This window comes from Nitrosomonas sp., from assembly GCA_031316255.1.
Taxonomy (GTDB): Bacteria; Pseudomonadota; Gammaproteobacteria; order Burkholderiales; family Nitrosomonadaceae; genus Nitrosomonas.
In genome coordinates, this window is record JALDQW010000001.1 from 2,831,219 (window position 1) to 2,850,324 (window position 19,106).

Here is a 19,106-nt window from a genome sequence, read left to right on the forward strand (position 1 = left end):
TTAACCGGAATCATGATAAAGCGGATAAAGCCTGGAACGACCAATTTCGAAGAATATTCTTACTTCGTTTGTTCAATAGCCCACTGATAAACCTGATCAAATTTACTTTGACCAGGTGAGGGCGGGTCGAGCAGCGGGCGCATGCGGTTTTCATGTTCGAAGAAATAGCCATTATGTGGATACAGACGCGGCTGATGCGGCGCATCGACGATATTGAGACCGTCAACCCTGCGTTGCCATAAAAACTCGGATGCCTGCTTGAGATTGCTTAAGACAGCGCGTTGCTGATCCGTATTTGCGGCCAGCAAATCCCACAGTTTTGCCGCTTCGAGCGGCCAGATATTAACCCCGTTCTGTTCACCACCAATACCCGCAACAAAGGATTGTCCATCGGGAGAGAATGAGAACGGATGATTACCCGGCAGTTCATGCAGCTTGTTGCCGGTTCGGGTATCCCAGAAAATCAATGCTCCATTTCCTAATCGAGTGGCAATCACTCGGCTGTCGGGACTGAATGCGCCAATTCCACTTTCATCAATCTTTCCAGGTATTGTGTGCAGTCTTTGTCCGTTGGTGACATCCCAGAGCGCGACTTCGCTCTCTCCGGTATCTGCGGCCAGAATTCTGCTATCGGGACTGAATGCCAGCGATCCACTGCCATTTTTCAATACATGCAATATGGGTAGTGATTCCATGTTCCATAAATAAATCTCATCAGGAGTTATTCCAGAACGATTGCTAGCCAGAAATTTACCATCTGGACTGATGGCCAGTGCATTGGGTGGCATACTGCTACCGGTGGGTAGGATTTCAATCAGATCGCCGGTCTCGACGTTCCAGACCTTTAACGATTCCCTGGCTCCCGTAATCAGTTTCTGATTATCAGGGGTGAACGCAAGGTGGGTTACCGTGTGTTTATCACCCGGCAGGGTTTGATGAAGGGTTCCTTCAGGGATTTTTCGTATCTGAATAGATTGCCCATTAGGTCCTTGAGCGGCCAGAAAATAACCATTCGGACTGAATACAATGCGTTCCAACCTATCACTACCGGCAACTTCGCCATATTCAATCGGTTTGCCCAGTAACTGCCCGGCGTCGATATCCCACAGGTTTACGTATGCACCATAGTATTGGGTAATGATTTTTTTGCCATCCGGGGTAAACGCAATTTTTTGGAGAATGCCAGCGTGATGGCCGATCTGTTTGATCAATGTATCGTTTTGCAGGCTGCGAATTTGGATGGATTCGTTCTCTCCGGCGCTGGCCAACCATTGACCGTTGGGGCTAAGCGCGGATTTTTCAGCACGAACCGTTGTTCGATCGTTTTTAACCAGCAGCAGACCACCCATCCAGGCAGGCAAGGACAATTGGTTTGTGCCACTCTGTTCGTTCAAATGGACGGCTTCCAGTACTTCGTCCGGCGTCAGCCATTCCTTTGTTTGAGTGTTGAGAATTTCTAGCTGACCACCGGCTACCATTAGCAGGTTATTGGATAAAAACTGTATAGCCTGAGCCATGCCCCTGGTCTTTTGACCCACGGCAAAGGTATCCACTTTTGCTCCCGAGCCGGTTTCCCATAAGTGGATATTGCCTCGTGGATCAAAAAAAGCGATCAACGCGCCATCCGGGCTGAATAATTGTACGGTACTGTGTGCGCCGGCGCCCAAGTCAAAAGAATGCATCAAAGATTCAGTGTTGACGTTCCACAGCCAGAAATTGCTGCTGCTACCACCTAATAACCCACCGCCATCCGGGCTAAATAATAACGTACCGCCATGCGTGCTAAAGACCACTGAATTTGCGGATTGTTCATGCGGCAGGGTCTGACTGTTTTCAGCCGTTGCAATATTCCATAGACTGACTGTTTCGCCTCCGTTCTTGCTGCGATTAAACGATGTCACTGCAATCGTTTGACTGTCGGGGCTGAAAGTAAAGTCCGTAATATTTTGTTGTCGAATGTCAATGGTGTGATGCAGTGCGCCACGTTGTATATCCCACAGTATCAGGGATCTCGTATCCGGTGAGAGGGTGGCAATAAATCGGCCGTCAGGGCTCACAATAAACCCCTGGGACATGCTATTGCCATCGAAACGTTGCAAAAGCTCACCGCTAGTCGCATTCCAAACGCTGACCGGGCTTCTGTTCGACCCGACTGCAAGCCAGGGTTGATTGGGATGAAATGCGATATCCCAGGAAGCGACACTTTGACTGGGTAATTCACGTGTAAGATGGCCTGAATGCGTATCCCATAGCTCAACGACAGGCGACATGCCAGCCAGAGCGAGCTTGTTTCCGTCGGGGCTGAAGCGGGCTTCTTGATTGGTGCTATCGATTTTCGTTTTGTTGAGTGTTAATTTGGCTGCACTGCCGCCAGCATTGATCATGCGCAAGGTCTTGTCTTCACAGCCTGCCAACAGCATTTGATCGTCACTGGAAAACGCGATGCTTCGCATCCATTGGCAATCGGTATTGACAATACGATCAAGGTCGCCCGTGGCGGTGTTCCACATATAAACCTGATTGTTTTTTGGCGCAGCGATCAAGCTGCCATTGCTGGTAAATGCGATTCTATCGGACCCAAAATCCATGGGTATCGCCCGCAGCAATTGTCCGTTATGCACATCCCATAAATGCATGGCGCTTTTAGCAGGAATATAATCATAATCGGTTGTGGCGAAAATCTGCCCCGTTGGGTCGAAACCCAGGCCGGACAATCGCTTTAAGGATGCGCCATCAAACTTGTGCAACACCTTTCCGCTGAGCATGTCCCAAAAGCGGATGACCAGATCGTCGTCAATCGTGACGCCATTGAGTGTATTGCTGTTGGAATCGAAAGCCGTCCAGACTGCGCCATACTTGCTGTTGAATCGTTTGAGCAGTTTTCCATTGGTGACCGACCAGAGAAAAGCAGTATTTTCACTGCTTGCCGCAAGAAGAGTGCCGTCGTGACTGAATGACAAGTTTGAAATCCCCTTCACTTCAATTTTCTCGTCTCCCGTGGTGGGCGATAGCACATGCAATAGCTTATGGTTTATAGCGTCCCATATTCTGACGGTGCCGTCGTATGATCCTGAAGCCAGTATATTGCCGGCCGAATCAAATTTGACGTCAAAAATATTAGATGAATGGCCTTCGAAGGTTGAAACGAGCTGACCGGTTGCCACATTCCAGAGCCGTACCGTTTTGTCTATTGAACCCGATGCAACGAGTTGTCCATCGGGATTGCCCGCAATGCTGTAGATAACGCCCCAGTGACCGTCGCCCGGTTGGATGGGCTTTCCTGTACCGGCATCCCAGATGCGCGCAGACCGGTCGGAGGAAACTGTCGCCAAATACTTGCCATCCGGGGTAAACGCAATACCATTAACGGAATCGCTATGGCCCTGAAGTACTTCAACCTCACGATCATTATTCAAACTCCATAGGTGTGTTACACCTTTCTTGTTACCAGCAGCTAATGCTAGGCTATCAGGTCTGAAGGCCAAACTGGTAATCATGCCGCCATCTTGCTTCAACTGACGCCAGAGTGCCTCAGTTTGAATTTTCATGATGTTTACATGATTTGAGTCTGTGATTGCCAGCAAGCTTGTGTCCGGACTGAATGTGATATTATTTACTAGATAAACAACACCTGCGGCACGTTTGGAAGTTTCTTCGGGTGATATTCCTAACGACGACTGAAGCCATTCGGATTTTCGGGCTAAATCTATAGATTCATCGATTGGTTTGAAGGTATGAATCAATTCGTCGCTGTCGATTGCATAAATAAGGGCTTTATTTGAATCGTTACTGACCGCCAACCACTTTCCCGAAGCATCAAGGTCAAATGCCCATGGTCTTACTTCTGTTTTGAAATGTCTTATTTCAGTATCTGTGTCATTCGGCGTCCATTCCAGAATACCTTTAGACGACGAGATGGCCAGACGCTGACCATCCGGAAAGAACTTTAAATCGTAAAGATCGTCTTTTTGTTCCAGCACATGCTGTTTATTTCCGCTATTCAGGTCCCACAGTTGTGCACGAAAAATATTGTTGCTACGGGAAACGGTTGCGACAAACTGATTATCAGGTGAAAAAGCCAGCCCTGAAATGGGTCCCTGTTTAGGGTCTTCAAACCGGCGTACCAGTTGTCCGCTGGCAATATCCCAGAAAAAGAGCTGTTTGTTTAGACCAAATGCGCCTTTCTGGCCTTGTCCTACAGCCAGCAATCGTCCATCAGAACTGATTGCAGCCTGGCCAAGGCTGTCACCCAGATCCATACTCGGTGAAAACCAGTATTCATTAAATGCATTGCGTATTAATCCACCAAATAATAATGCGCCAATGGTTTCTTCAGATAGCGCCTGTTTTTCTGCCGGTATCGGCAACAGAGCGGCTTCCAGTGCATACAGCCAGGCTGCGCGATAATGACCAGTATCATTGTTGTCATGTGCATCGGTAAGCGCATTCAGCGAGCGTTCTTCGTAGAAATTGGCTGATTTGAAATTGGCCGACAGCAAGTTTTGTTGCGCCTCTTGTTCGGAAATCAAGGCCCAGTAGAGAAAACCTGCAAGAAGGGTAGTAACACTTCCCCACACTATTTTTTCAATTCTGGCATTGCGTTGTCGATGCGTGATCGAGCGCTGTATGTACGGCTTAATATCTGAAATTGGAATGTCTTTATCTACAGTCAGCAGTTTGCGGCCGTCTTCCAGCTCACTGCCGCTTGGCAACAGTCGGTCATTCGGGCATTTGTTTTCCTGCCATACCTGCATACGATCGCGTATGCGTTCACGAATGCGCAGATTGTCACGATTGGTATCAATCCATGCTTTCAAGCGCTTCCAGCGTTGCAACAAGGCTTCATGCACGATTTCGGCGTAGCGCGCGCCTTCCTCATCCTGGTGCTGATCGTTATCATTTTTAGCCGATGACAGCGTAATCAAACGCAAACTGCCGGTATGACTAGACGGGTTAGTGGTTGCTCCAGAAAGATAAAGCAGCACTTGTTCGAGCTGTTGCGGATGCTCACTATCGGCTATCAATTCATCGACCTGAATACGCCGGCGTGTATCCGGTATAGGGCTGTCTCCAATTTGCACCATGGCCAGCAACGCATGCCGGGCCAGTTTTTGTTCTGTATCATTTAATGCGTTGAATAGCTGTTCAGCCTGTTCATGCAAGGCGCCGCCAACGCCACCCAGTTGATGTAATGTAACTTCGGGTTGGATGCCTTGTTGCATGCCTTCCCATATCGAACCCAGCGCGACTTGTAACAACGGCAGTGCGCCATTTCGATCCAATGTTTGTTCTACCAGTTGATCAACGACAACCTCGTTTAATGGTGAGCCGGCGCTTGCCGCGGGAACTGTAATGGCTTGCCGTAAACCCTGCTGGGTTGGAGGGCCCAGCAGTGCTGCTTGCGCAGAAAAAATACCCGCCAATGCTTTATGCCGGTAGGTGAGCTGCTCCAAGAAATCGCTGCGTAGTGTGATAATAATGGCTATCCGGCCTCTCGGCTCACGTGCGGCTTCAAGCAGATTACTGACAAGCATGTCCGCTTCGGCGCTATTCTGGCCAGCCTGTGTGTAAATTTCTTCAAACTGGTCGGCAACAATTAATAGATGCTGACTGGCTTGCGATTCCGAATCCGTTTCTGCATTCAGTGCATCAACGATATCGGCCAATCCGTTAAAATGCCCATCGATTTTTTGTTTAAGCAGCATTTCATATTCATGAATGCGCGTAGCTTTGGAAGTGTCTTCTGGACTTAGACGCGCCAGCGCGATAGCCAATTGACGCAGCGGCCTGTTGCGTGGCGTGAATACCAATACATGAAGCAGTCCCTTTCCGGGCGGTGCAAATACTTTGCGCAGACGTGGCAACAAACCGGCTTGAACCAGTGAAGACTTGCCGCTGCCGGAAGGTCCGATAACAAAAAGGATACGCGCTGGTGTCGAATCATGTAACGGTTTGTCAATCAGGCTCTGGAATTGCTGCTGATACTTTTCGATCTCTTCGTCGCGTCCGAAAAATCGTTCCGTATCGCTCTCCTTGAATGCTGTCAGTCCCTGGTAAGGATTTTCACCCGTAGCGAAAGGAGCATTTATGACCCGCAGGTGTTGACGCAGTGCTTTGGTCAGCTGTAGCAAACCGGAATTGTCCGTACCGCTTATCCAGCCTGTTAAATCTGCAGTCTGGATGCGGCTGAATCCATAGGGGGGTTCAATTGACTCAATATAAACGGGAAAGAGCAGATGATTGCGTTTGCCATACTCGGCTTCTTCGAGCACGAGGGTGTTCAAAATTCTGTGTCAGTTTGCCAATCACCTAACGCGCTTCGCTTGTTGACCACTGAAACCGGTGACCGATCGACACAATTCGTGTCGATACGCTAACCAGTTTCAGCGGTGACATAAAAATCTGTATTAAATTCATAAATCCAACGCCGCATCCAAACGACCCTCAAAATATATCGCTAACTGGGATAATGTCAAATTCCAGTTCTGTATCGGCATCGTCCATTTCTTGCTGGCATTTTTAATTCCGACATACAGTAGCTTTAGTAGACTGTTTTCATTCGGAAATCCACCTTTGGTTTTTGTCAGTTTGCGAAATTGGCGATGTACGGCCTCAATGGTGTTGGTTGTATAAATCACACGGCGTATCGGTTCAGGATATTTGAAGTATACCGATAAATTTTCCCATTTGTTGCGCCAGGATTGAATCACGATGGGATACTGTTTTCCCCATTTGGCTTCCAATGCATCAAGCGCATCTTCAGCTGCATCAATGGTCGGCGCTTTGTATACCGGTTTCAGGTCAGCCATGAATGCTTTTTGATTTTTTGACGCCACATATTTCATCGAATTGCGGATTTGATGAATAATGCATAACTGAACCTCGGTTTCTGGAAAAATACTGTTGATTGCCTCAGGAAAACCCACGAGTCCATCAACGGCGGCAATAAGGATATCCTGTACGCCACGGTTATTTAAATCTGTCAGTACGGAAAGCCAAAACCGGGCGCCTTCGCTTTCCGATACATACAACCCTAGTACTTCCTTCTTTCCTTCAATGTTTAAGCCAAGTACGGTATAAACTGCCTTGCTGACATACCGGCCATCGTCTTTCACTTTGTGATGTATGGCATCCAGCCACACGAACGGATAGTGACTATCCAATGGCCGTTGCTGCCATTCCCTAAGCTCCGGAATAAGCTTGTCAGTGACTGCACTGATCGTCGCCGATGAAACGTCAATGCCGTATATCTCGGCAATATGCCCAGAGATATCCTGATAGCTGGAGCCCAACGCAAATAACGATAGAATTTTGCGTTCGATTTCATCGGTAAGATGAGTCTGATGCTTTTTAACCAACTGAGGTTCAAATGTACCGTTGCGGTCTCTGGGTGTTTCCAGTTGAAAACTACCTGATGCTGATTTTACAGTCTTTGGCGTCGTGCCATTCTTCCGGTTCTGTTCATCCCCGGATTTGATATGCTGTTCAAGTTCCGCCGCCAATGCAGCTTCAGTGAGTTGTTTGATCAATGGCGTTAATATGCCATCTTTTCCATTCAAATTCCGCCCCGCTTTCAAGGATTCCAAGGCTTCTTCAAAATCAAATTGCACTGTAGTCTTGTTCATTCGTCACTCCTATAAAATTTAATACTAAAGGAATGACACAGAATTTCTAATACTCCCTCGAGCACAAAGTCACTCTCGCGCGAACTGGCGGACCAGAGCACCACAACAGTTTTGGCGGCATGTAATTCCTGTTCGATTTCCTGATGCCAGCGCTGGCCTACATGTGTTTGCCTGTCGATAAATACCGTCCAGCCAGATTCTTGCAAATACCGGATTAATTTATCGGCGATTGACAAATCCTGTCTGGAATAGCAGATAAAAATATCACTCATGGGTGAGTTTTTTCATGAAGTCGTAAACAACGATCTATTCCAGGATTATAAGTATATTCCTGTAGTTTTGTTTTATTTTGTTATCTGCTTAAACAAGGCTCAAATATGAGTTTGCAGAGAAATTCGAAAATTTACTCGCTGTAAATTCGCACGACTCTTATGCATTTAGAGGAATTACAAGGGATTGATTGAAATGTCCGGTACTTTCTTGACTGCTTTGTGATGTTGAATTTATTACCTTGAACATGAAGCTACCGATAGAAATCGGTAGCTTTTAAACAATATGATTGCCTGACTGTAATCTACTGTATATTTCAGGTTAATTAAAGTACTGGGGTAAGGTATGTAATATCAGAAGGCACGATCCAGTCATCTACAGCTATAGCGAGTAAATCTCCATCACTATAAATAAAGGTGTCGGGTAGATAGGGATTTCCAAAATTATAAACCGGTACCAGATTTATGCTGCCCTTCAGGGAACTATACATTTGTATATGATCCGATTCTGCCCTATTAAAATCCCAGATATAATCAACATCAGAACCTAATTCAAGCCAAAAAGTATCGCTTCCGCTGCCACCATAAAGGTTGTCGTTACCAGCGCCACCTTCTAATATATCGTTACCTGATCCTCCAGAAAGATAATCACTTCCTGCGTCGCCGCGAAGATGATCGGAACCTGATTCTCCATAAAGCCGATCATTTCCGGTGCCGCCGAAGATATTATCACCATCAGCTCCGCCGTATAAATAATCGTTTCCTCCATTTCCTTCTATCCAGTCATAACCACCTAACCCGTAGATAGTATCTGAATAATTAGTTCCAGATAATAACAAATCACTATTTTTGGTTCCATATTTAGTACTCATGTGCTTATATATCCTATTGTTTATAAATTGATTAATCTAAAGACTGATGTCTTTGCTTTATAAAAAATTGTGTTATCTTTATAAACTAAAATCATCACTGAGTTTTAATGTGTTTTAATACAATTGATAACATTTTACGATTGTGACTTTAACGGTTTCTAATCGAATAGACTGTGATTAAACGCACGCTTATACTTCAATCTATCTTACTTGCTGTAAAAGTTTTTCCATCTGGAATAAATAAGTTAGCCTGCTTTCATGACGCAAAATAATCCATGGCATTGTTGGTCAATTGATAAAACAGCGCAAACGCTCAACAGTAATTATTCGCAAGGGCTCACGGCTGTAGAGTCAGCCAGGCGCTTAACGCAGTATGGGCCTAACCGTATCGAGCGTGGCATGCAGCGCACGCCGTTGCATATTTTTGTGGCGCAGTTTGCCGATTTCATGATTCTGGTGTTGCTGGTCGCCGCAGTCGTATCGGGCATCGTGGGCGAATTGCGTGATGCGGCTGCTATTATTGTCATTGTCATACTCAACGCCATTATTGGCACCGTTCAGGAATACCGTGCTCAGCGGGCAATAGCGGCGCTGCAAAAAATGGCCGCGCCAGATGCAACCGTCATCCGTGACGGAAAAACCGAATCGATTTCAGCATCTAGCCTGGTGCCGGGTGACCTGGTTTTGCTGGAAGCGGGCAATGTGGTACCGGCAGATTTGCGGCTTTTTGAAACCAGTCAGTTGTACGTGGATGAGTCCGCGTTGACCGGTGAATCGCATACGGTTTCCAAACATACCGAAGCGCTTGAGGAAAATGATCTCCCTCTGGGTGATCGCCGCAACATGGCATTTAATGGCACGATGGTTACCCGTGGAAACGGCAAGGGACTGGTTGTGGCGACAGGGATGAATAGCGAGATTGGCAATATCGCAGAACTACTCCAGCAAGCAGAAAGCGCCAGAACGCCTTTGCAGATCCGTCTGGCGCGGTTTGGAAAACACCTGGCACTCGCGATACTTGCTGTCTGTGCATTAATTTTTGCCGCTGGGTTGTTGCAACAACAACCCGTGTTATTGATGTTTCTCACGGCTGTGAGTCTCGCTGTCGCCGCGATTCCCGAAGCGCTGCCAGCGGTCGTGACGATTTCACTGGCACTCGGCGCGCGCAAGTTGAGCCGACGCAATGCGCTGGCAAGAAGACTTCCTGCAGTCGAAACACTGGGGTCGGTGACTTACATTTGTTCGGATAAAACCGGCACGTTGACCCAAAACCGCATGCATGTGGAAGTGTTGTTTGCGGATGACCAACAGTTGAATGCACTGCCTGCCGGGGAAAACCAGAATCTGCAAAGTCTGCTATGGCAGCGGCTAGGTCAGGCTTTGGCGCTCAATAATGAAGTGGACAATCGTTCATCCAATCAAGAAGAATTTGTACATGAATCATTGGCGGGCGATCCTACAGAGATTGCCCTGTATCTGGCTGCAAAACATGCTGGATTTGATAAAGAGACATTATCCGGACAGTTGCCGAAGGTGGGTGAACTGACCTTTGATGAAGAACGTAAGTGCATGACGACCATACATCAATTGGATGCAAATGTAGTGAGTTTTACCAAAGGCGCACCGGAGGCGGTACTGGCAGTTTGCAAAAGCACACTGACCACCAAGGGTTACCAGGAATTCGACCAGAAACGGGTTCTGGAAAAGTCGGATGAACTGGCTGAAGACGGTTATCGCGTGCTAGCCATTGGATTCAGGGAGTATGCCACCATGCCGGACGAACAATCGCCGGAAAAAATAGAATCCGAATTGATTTTTCTGGGGCTTGTCGCCCTGATGGATCCGCCACGTGAAGAAGTGCCACAGGCTGTTGCCGATTGCCAGGCTGCGGGTATCGTGCCGGTCATGATTACTGGGGACCATCCGGCCACTGCACGCAGTATCGCGCGGCGTTTGGGAATTGCCGATGATCATGACCACGTCATGACCGGAAAGGAACTGGAAAGGCTCTCCGATGCTGAACTGGCTGACCAGGTGAAGAATTTGCGTATTTATGCGCGCGTGGATCCCAGACAGAAAATCCGCATTGTCAGTGCACTGCAGCAGCAGGGTGAATTTGTCGCCATGACCGGTGACGGTGTGAATGACGCGCCCGCGCTGAAACGCGCCGGTATCGGTGTAGCCATGGGCAAGAAAGGCACCGATGTCGCGCGTGAAGCAGCCGATATGGTTTTGCTTGACGACAACTTCGCCACTATTGTCGCTGCGGTCAAGGAAGGACGGCGCATTTTTGATGATATCCGCAAATTCATCAAATACACCATGACCAGCAATTCCGGCGAAATCTGGACGCTGGTGCTGGCGATGCTGCTGGAGTTGCCACTGCCGTTGCTGCCGATTCATATCCTGTGGATCAATCTGGTTACAGACGGATTGCCCGGTCTCGCGCTCGCTTCGGAACCCGCCGAACGCAAGGTCATGCAGCGCGCGCCGCGACCGCCGCAGGAAAACATTTTTGCACACGGCATGTGGCAGCACATTGTCGTCATCGGTATTCTGATCGGTGTGCTGTCGATCGGTGCGCAAATCTGGGCGCTCGACCGTCAAGTGGAACATTGGCAGACCATCGTGTTCACGACGCTGACATTTGCACAGTTATTCCATGTCATGGCCATACGCTCGGAACGCGATTCATTATTCCAGATCGGTGTTGCCAGTAATCCCCAGTTGCTCGTCGCGGTATTCCTGACTGTTCTGCTGCAACTCGCGGTGATTTATGTGCCGGTCTTCAATGACATCTTCAAGACTTCACCATTGCCTGCATATGATTTGTTTATCTGCGTTTTACTGGCTGCTGTCGTCTTTGTCGCGGTTGAAATTGAGAAATGGATGGTGCGGCGGGGGTGGTTGTATGGGAATCAATAACTTGTGAACATCTCTAAAAATCCATATTTTGTCACAATACGTCGTTGTCCGCAAAAAATACTTCCTTACATATCAATCATATGCTGCGTCAATATTTTTTGTTCTCGCCTCGTCTTGTTTAAAACTCTGAATTTTTAGAGGTACCCTTGTATGGTTTCTGGTCAAATAAATGCACGAATAGTATGATAATGGCTGGTTTTATAGTGGAGTTAGCAAGACTCATATGCAAATACCTTCTACATCTACAGTCTCGCGTGATGATTTTGTTTTTATCAGTTATGCGCGTGCTGACGATCAGAAACCACCGTTTGAAGAGTCTACACAGGGTTGGGTGACTTTTTTCTGGCATCAGTTGCGTTTTGAATTGACTGATCGTGGTGCGAAGCAGGCGGAACTCTGGCTCGACCGTTACCAGATTGAACCTGCCGAAGCGTTCACGCCAAAAATAGAGCAGGCGCTGGCACAGGCCAGTATGCTAATTGCTGTATTTTCCGAAAACTGGGTGCAAAGTACATGGTGCCAGGAAGAAATTGATTGGTTCGGAAAACAACACACCGACGCCAGTGATCGAATTGTGCCGGTTTATAAAAGCGATCTACACCGGGAACTTTTGCCGGTGCTGATACGAGGTTATCAGGCTCGAGTCGGTTTTCGTTTTTTCACGTCGGACGATACCGGAAAAATTCATGAGTTCTACTGGCGCGGCCTGAAAGACCAGGACGCCTACTTCGATCTGGTCAGACAGATTGCACAGTTTATTATTGAACGGCTGGGTATTGTGCCGTCAAAGCCGATGACGTCGTTAAAACCGTCTGTATCGGGACAGGGAAAAACAGTGTTTGTTGCTGTGGCAGCCAGTGATTTGAAAGACGCCCGTCAGCGGCTGGTTAATGATCTGAAATCATCCGGTTTTACCGTGTTGCCGGAAGACAGCGCATTGCCTGAAACCAGCGATGCACTGGAGGCAATGCTGAACAAAGCGCTGACTGAAGCGGAATACGCCGTGCATTTGATCGGTGAAAACCGTGGCATAACGGTTGAAGGCGGTTCGGAACCGATTGTCAATCAGCAACTGCGGCTTGCGCGTCAGGCAGGATTGCCACGCATTCTCTGGGTGCCGCGCTGGCTGCCTAACCACAGGGGCAGTCCGCGTAATCCGTTTGACATTATCAAGCGTTTTGATGGATTGAAGGAACAAGAAGAAATTCATCATGGCGTAGTCACCGATCTTTCGCAATGGCTGCGCCAGCGGATTCAACCGGTTTCAAGTGCAAACGATGCCTTGAACGCAACCAGTTCGACTTCGTTCGATCGTATTTGTGTTATGTCGGCGCATGAAGACGATGACGAACTGGCCGCCGATCTTGCCAATCTACTTCAGCGCAGCGGATTTTCCGTGCGGCCTTGCTTCAGCGATGACAGTTCTGATTTTGAGTCGACACCAGCGTCTCAGAGCGGTTATGCGTTGATATTGATACCGTGGAATCAAGCTGATGGGGGCGATTTGGATGCGATGCTCGACAGGTTTGTTCCAGCGGGGCAAATTGTCTGCCTGCGGCTGCCCGGTGGCGATGAAAAGGCAAAACGCCGTTTTTTCCGTGAAAATATTGTGCTGGAGAAGCTTGATACGCTGCCTGCTGACCGCAATGCAGTCATTGCATTGTTCGAAGCATTGGGCATTGTTGTCCTGCCGTCCCGATCAACCCAGGCTGAAGAAAAAACATGACGGAATCGAAAAAGAAAGCGGAAGTCAATGCGTTGATCCCGTTTGTTGGTCTGCGGCCGTTTGATAGCGCCGATCACCGCTGGTTTCATGGCCGCGAACGTGAAATTGCGGCATTGTTGCGCAAGGTGCGCAACAACCGGTTTACCGCGGTCGTGGGTGCATCAGGTTCGGGCAAATCATCGCTGGTGCGCGCGGGAATTCTGGTGCCGCTTGCCGAAGATGGCTGGCAGGCGATTATCGCCAAACCTGGTTCGGCGCCGATATCCAAATTAGCCGCTGCGTTGAGTAAAACGGCGCACGGTTTAAAGACGGGCGAAACAACTGGCGATAGCCTGGCTGATGCGCGTTTGTTCCGCTATGACGTCTTGTTGCGCCAATCGGCCTACGGCCTGACTAAAATTTGTCAGCAGCTTGCGTCCGATGCGCCGCGCCTGGTGCTGGTGATCGACCAGTTCGAAGAATTGTTCCGCTATGGCGAGGAAGCGCAAGGGGCTGAAAGAGCAGCAATGGTGGAGGAAAGCCGCGCGTTTGTCGAACTGCTGCTGACCGCAGCATCGCAGGCTTACGGCCGTTTGCATGTCATTCTGACCATGCGTTCCGACTTTTTCGGCAATTGCGCGGTATACGATGGGTTAGCCGAGGCGGTCAGCGCGTCGCAATACCTCGTACCCTTGCCGCGGCGCGATCAAATGCAGGATATCATCCGCAAACCCGTTCTCGACGCCGGTGGCGCAATCGATGAATCGCTGGTGCAGCGGCTGCTGCTTGAAGTGGCCGAACAGACCGAACATTTGCCCTCGTTGCAGCACACGTTGCGGCGGTTATGGGAAATGGCGCCGGTTGAGTCCGGGCAGCGCCGGTTGCGTGAGGAAGATTATCAGACAATTGGCGGTATCGCCGGTTCGATCGATTTCAAGGCGGAACAGATCGTAGCTGGACTCATACAAATACACCCGGAAGATTTCAGTACGCTGAAACGCGTGATGAAAGCGATTACCGATCTTGACGAGCAGGGCCGCGCGACACGGCGGCCGCAGAAACGCAGTGATCTGCTGGCACTGCTCACAGAAGCGGCCAAAGATGAGCAATTAGCTAAAGCAACACTGAACCGTGTGCTTGCAGTGCTGGCCAGCGAAGAAATAAGCTATATTCAGCTGGGCGGCAGTGACGATCCGGAAATCGATATCGGCCATGAAGCGCTGATCCGCAGCTGGCGGCGGTTATGCGGCGAAGACCGTCGGTTTAAAAACGGATGGCTTGTTGAAGAACGTGATGACGGCCATTACTGGTGGGATCTGGTGCGGCGTGAGAAAAACCAGCAGGAATTGTCTCTGACCGATGCGTGGCAGGCGCGCCGCTGGATCAAGCGGAAGAAAATCGGTCCGGTTTGGGCGAAACGATATGGCGATGCCTGGGAAATGATACGTCAGTTCATCCGCAAGAGTTTAATTAAAAATGGCGTAATCGCTGTTTCGATCTTGAGCGCGATTACCGTGGTTTTGACAATCAGTATCGGGTTGGCATGGATGAATTATGAACTGGCGCAGAATAATGCCAGGGAAGCGTTGAGAAACCTTGAGCAGGCAAAACGTCAGGAAGTGGAAACAATACGCCAGGCACGTGCAGCGGCATTGGTGGCCACAGGCTATGCAAAAAGTTTTGTCGATAGCGGTAATGCCCGTATCGGCGCGTTGATTGCGCTCAAAGTGATGCCTGAAAGTCGTAGAAGAGACGATCCCAGTTATGTGCATGAAGCAGGGGCTGTATTTCTTGATGCTTTGGTAAAGCCTATTGAGATTAGGCGATGGATGCAGCCGAGCCCAATATCCAGTTTTGCGGTGTCACCCGATGGCAGTTACATGGTATCGGGCGATAGTAACGGCGTGTTGCGTTTGTGGGATGTTTTTGCGGGAAAGCAAGTTCGTGAATTAACCGGCCATGATGATCGTGTGACAAGTATTGCGTTTTCACCCGATAATCGGCGCGTGGCGTCGGGTAGCTTTGACGGCACAATCCGCTTGTGGGATACACAAACCAGTAGACTGACAGATCAGCCAATCGGTTTCAGTCATGTAGGCTCTGCTATAGGGCCAATTTTAAGCGTCGCGTTTTCTCCCGATGGCGACCGTATTGTTTCTGGCAGCAGAACTGGGGGGGTACGTATCTGGGATAGTCAAACAGGGGCGCAGATCGCTGGTCCGCTGACAGGTCATCAGGATGCCGTTACAAGCGTAGCCTTTTCTCATGGCGGCAGCCGTATTGTATCGGGCAGTAAGGATAAAACAGTGCGAATATGGAATGCCCAGTCAGGAGAAGCAGTAGGTGAACCACTGACCGGACATGAAGAGGCGGTTACAAGCGTTGCATTTTCAGCGGCAAACAGTGCTGTTATTGTTTCGGGCAGTCACGATGGTACGATACGTGTGTGGCTTGGAGGGGAAAGTACAAAAAAATTGGCAGGTCATCAAGGACCGGTAAACAGTGTCGCTTTTTCACCCGATGGAAGTCAGGTGGTTTCGGGTGGCGACGATAAGACGGTACGTATTTGGAATGTGGAAATTAAAAAGCAAATAGGAAAACTTTTGGCAGGGCATGAAGCAAGTGTTACAGGTGTTACATTTTTGCCTAGTGGCAATTTTATCCTATCAGGTGGTCAAGACAAGACGTTTCGTGTCTGGGATGTATCGATCGGTAAGTCAATCGGGGAGCCGCTTGAAGGGCATGGATATCGCGTTAATAGTGTAGCGTATTCGCCCGATAGCAGCAGCATTGTTTCGGGTAGTTGGGATAAAACGCTGCGCATTTGGGATGCGCAGACCGGAAAGCAGTTAGGTGAACCGTTGAAGGGTCATGAAAACTCTGTTTTGAGTGTGGCATATTCGTCCGATGGCAACCGCATCGTTTCGGGGAGTTCTGATAAAACGCTGCGTATCTGGGATGCGCTGACTGGAAAACTGATTGGCGAACCGTTCAAGGGCCATGAAGGTTCTGTTAGGAGCGTAGCGATTTCGCCCGACGGCGGCCGCATAGTGTCAGGGAGTTCTGACAACACGCTACGTATCTGGGTTGCGCAAACGGGAAAACAGATCGGCGAACCACTTCAAGGACATGAAGATGGAATTTGGAGTGTTGCCTTTTCGCCCGATGGTAGTCGCATTGTTTCGGGAAGTGAAGATAAAACGCTACGCATCTGGGATGTTCTGACCGGCCATATGATCGGCGAACCGCTCAAGGGCCATGAAGAACCTGTTTTGAGTGTCGCGTTTTCGCCCGATGGCAAGCGCATTGTTTCGGGGAGTTCCGACAAGATGCTGCGTATCTGGGATGCGCTGACGGGCCAACCAATTGGCGAACCGTTCAGCGGTCATGAAGACAGAGTTACGAGTGTGGTGGTTTTCCCTGAGGGCAAGCGCATTGTTTCGGGGAGCTGGGATAAAACGTTGCGCATCTGGGATGTACAGACAGGCAAACCGGTTGGTGAACCACTGAAAGGCCATGGAAGTCGTGTTTCAAGTGTGGCGGTTTCGCCCGATGGCAAACGGATCGTTTCTGGTAGTTGGGATTATACATTGCGTATCTGGGACGCGGGATTAATTATGGCATCATTAGAGGAGTTGGTTGAGAAGGCGGAAAAACTTTGCCCGTTAAGCCTGGAAGAACGCCAGCAATTGCATCTGATCGACCCGCAGGCTGAAGCCGCACAAAGACCGTTGACCCCCGACCAGCAGCGTGCCTGCGGATAGTGATTTAGAGCTTTTTACAGGAATTTGAATGCGTAATCATTGAAGCCGTTATGAGCTGCTGCGGTTCAGTTTCAGTGGAACACAAAAAAGCGTGGTGATCAACGCTGATGCGCGGTTGGACGGAACGCGAAATCAAAATCGAAATCGAGGGTGTTCAAAATTCTGTGTCAGTTTGCCAATCACCTAACGCGCTTCGCTTGTTGACCACTGAAACCGGTGACCGATCGACACAATTCGTGTCGATACGCTAACCAGTTTCAGCGGTGACATAAAAATCTGTATTAAATTCATAAATCCAGCGCCGCATCCAAACGCCCCTCAAAATATATCGCAAGCTGGGATAATGTCAAATTCCAGTTTAGTATTGGCATTGTCCATTTCTTGCTGGCATTTTTAATTCCGACATACAGTAGCTTTAGTAGACTGTTTTCATTTGGAAATCCACCTTTGGTTTTCGTCAGTTTGCGGAACTGACGATGTACGGCTTCAATGGTATTGGTTGTATAAATCACACGGCGTATCGGTTCTGGATATTTAAAGTATACCGATAAATTTTCCCATTTGTTGCGCCAGGACTGGATCACGATGGGATACTGTTTTCCCCACTTGGCCTCCAATGCATCAAGCGCATCTTCGGCTGCATCAATGGCCGATGCTTTGTATACCGGCTTCAGATCAGCCATGAACGCTTTTTGATTTTTTGACGCCACATATCTCATTGAATTGCGGATCTGATGAATGATGCACAATTGAACCTCGGTTTCAGGAAATATGCTGTTGATCGCCTCAGGAAAGCCCGTAAGGCCGTCAACGGCGGCAATGAGGATATCCTGTACGCCACGATTATTCAGGTCTGTCAGTACGGAAAGCCAGAATCGGGCGCCTTCGCTTTCCGAAACATACAACCCCAGCACTTCCTTCCTTCCTTCAATGTTTACGCCGAGTACGGTATAAACTGCCTTGCTGACATACCGGCCATCGTCTTTCACTTTGTGATGTATGGCATCCAGCCACACGAACGGATAGTGACTATCCAGCGGGCGCTGTTGCCATTCCCTAAGCTCCGGAATAAGCTTATCTGTGACTGCGCTGATCGTCGCCGTTGAAACATCAATGCCGTACAGTTCGGCAATATGCCCAGAAATATCCTGATAGCTGGAGCCCAACGCAAATAACGATAGAATTTTGCGTTCGATTTCATCGGTAAGATGAGTCTGATGCTTTTTAACCAACTGAGGTTCAAATGTACCGTTGCGGTCTCTGGGTGTATCCAGTTGGAAACTACCTGATGCTGATTTTACAGTCTTTGGCGTCGTGCCATTCTTCCGGTTCTGTTCATTCCCGGATTTTATATGCTGCTCAAGTTCCGCCGCCAATGCAGCTTCAGTGAGTTGTTTGATCAATGGCGTTAATATGCCATCTTTTCCATTCAAATCGCGCCCTGCTTTTAAGGCTTCCAGAGCTTCTTCAAAATCAAATTGCACTGTAGTCTTGTTCATTCGTCACTCCTATAAAATTTAATACTAAAGGAATGACACAGAATTTCTAATACTCCCTCGAAATCTGACATTGAATGATCGAAACTGTCTCATCTTTAGAAACTGCTTCTGCGTCCTCCGCCCCGTTGCCCATTCATAATGATATTATGACCTTTTCCACCGTGCCCGCTATCGACATGAATATGCCCGCTGCTAGAGTTTATTGTTCTGCCAAAGTGTCTTTGATTGCTATAAGAGGACGGGTGATTTCCGAAACTTGCGCCGACACCACTAAAAAACCCCGTATTATTGTAATAGCCTGTTTCCCGTAAAGTCCCGGCCCGTCAGAATGCGGCGTTGCCATACATGCGAGGAGGAAAAGTGCAACAATTCCAGCAGATAAGTAAAGCATTCGTTTTGATTTCATGATGTGCTTCCATGGTGCCCTGAGACTGCGTTAAAACGCAG

General features: G+C 48.7%; 9 protein-coding genes. 3 read left to right on the forward strand and 6 right to left on the reverse strand.

From position 1 onward, the window contains the following. Positions 1-59: 59 nt before the first annotated feature. From MRK00_12680 to MRK00_12695, 4 genes are all read right to left on the reverse strand, one after another. Complete coding sequence (locus MRK00_12680) at positions 60-6,284, reverse strand: AAA family ATPase (GenBank protein MDR4518226.1); 6,225 nt, start codon at positions 6,282-6,284, stop codon at positions 60-62. 129 nt (positions 6,285-6,413) lie between these two features. After that, positions 6,414-7,625 carry an IS256 family transposase gene (locus tag MRK00_12685; GenBank protein ID MDR4518227.1) on the reverse strand — a complete coding sequence of 404 codons (1,212 nt, stop codon included), beginning with the start codon at positions 7,623-7,625 and terminating at the stop codon, positions 6,414-6,416. Continuing rightward, positions 7,622-7,897, reverse strand: a complete 276-nt coding sequence (locus MRK00_12690) for a toll/interleukin-1 receptor domain-containing protein (protein MDR4518228.1) — start codon at positions 7,895-7,897, stop codon at positions 7,622-7,624. The genes MRK00_12685 and MRK00_12690 overlap by 4 nt, the downstream gene beginning before the upstream one ends. A gap of 323 nt (positions 7,898-8,220) precedes the next feature. After that, positions 8,221-8,766 (reverse strand): hypothetical protein, encoded by a 546-nt coding sequence (locus MRK00_12695; protein MDR4518229.1) that lies wholly within the window; start codon positions 8,764-8,766, stop codon positions 8,221-8,223. 258 nt (positions 8,767-9,024) lie between these two features. Here MRK00_12695 and MRK00_12700 point away from each other — a divergent pair, with 258 nt between their 5' ends. The 3 genes from MRK00_12700 to MRK00_12710 all read left to right on the forward strand — a co-directional run bounded on the left by MRK00_12700 (position 9,025) and on the right by MRK00_12710 (position 17,160). Then, positions 9,025-11,691: a cation-translocating P-type ATPase gene (locus tag MRK00_12700; GenBank protein MDR4518230.1), complete on the forward strand. Its 2,667-nt coding sequence runs from the start codon at positions 9,025-9,027 to the stop codon at positions 11,689-11,691. Positions 11,692-11,914: 223 nt separating this feature from the next. Further along, entirely contained in the window at positions 11,915-13,417 is a 1,503-nt protein-coding gene (locus tag MRK00_12705) for a toll/interleukin-1 receptor domain-containing protein (GenBank protein ID MDR4518231.1), read from the forward strand. Further along, a complete protein-coding gene (locus MRK00_12710; GenBank protein MDR4518232.1) occupies positions 13,414-17,160 on the forward strand; it encodes a WD40 repeat domain-containing protein in 3,747 nt (1,248 codons plus the stop codon). Before MRK00_12705 ends, MRK00_12710 begins: the two co-directional genes overlap by 4 nt. 287 nt (positions 17,161-17,447) lie before the next feature. Here MRK00_12710 and MRK00_12715 read toward each other — a convergent pair whose 3' ends face one another. Further along, the gene (locus tag MRK00_12715) at positions 17,448-18,659 is read right to left on the reverse strand and encodes an IS256 family transposase (protein MDR4518233.1); all 1,212 of its coding nucleotides are present in this window, start codon (positions 18,657-18,659) and stop codon (positions 17,448-17,450) included. Positions 18,660-18,858: 199 nt separating this feature from the next. Next, the gene (locus tag MRK00_12720; GenBank protein MDR4518234.1) at positions 18,859-19,065 is read right to left on the reverse strand and encodes a hypothetical protein; all 207 of its coding nucleotides are present in this window, start codon (positions 19,063-19,065) and stop codon (positions 18,859-18,861) included. Positions 19,066-19,106 lie beyond the last annotated feature (41 nt).

Bases quoted from the DNA above. Each gene is read 5' to 3' on its own strand.
- MRK00_12715 (MDR4518233.1), bottom strand. From the start codon at position 18,659: ATGAACAAGACTACAGTGCAATTTGATTTTGAAGAAGCTCTGGAAGCC.
- MRK00_12685 (MDR4518227.1), bottom strand. From the start codon at position 7,625: ATGAACAAGACTACAGTGCAATTTGATTTTGAAGAAGCCTTGGAATCC.
- MRK00_12690 (MDR4518228.1), bottom strand. From the start codon at position 7,897: ATGAGTGATATTTTTATCTGCTATTCCAGACAGGATTTGTCAATCGCC.
- MRK00_12700 (MDR4518230.1), top strand. From the start codon at position 9,025: ATGACGCAAAATAATCCATGGCATTGTTGGTCAATTGATAAAACAGCG.
- MRK00_12705 (MDR4518231.1), top strand. From the start codon at position 11,915: ATGCAAATACCTTCTACATCTACAGTCTCGCGTGATGATTTTGTTTTT.
- MRK00_12710 (MDR4518232.1), top strand. From the start codon at position 13,414: ATGACGGAATCGAAAAAGAAAGCGGAAGTCAATGCGTTGATCCCGTTT.
- MRK00_12695 (MDR4518229.1), bottom strand. From the start codon at position 8,766: ATGAGTACTAAATATGGAACCAAAAATAGTGATTTGTTATTATCTGGA.
- MRK00_12720 (MDR4518234.1), bottom strand. From the start codon at position 19,065: ATGAAATCAAAACGAATGCTTTACTTATCTGCTGGAATTGTTGCACTT.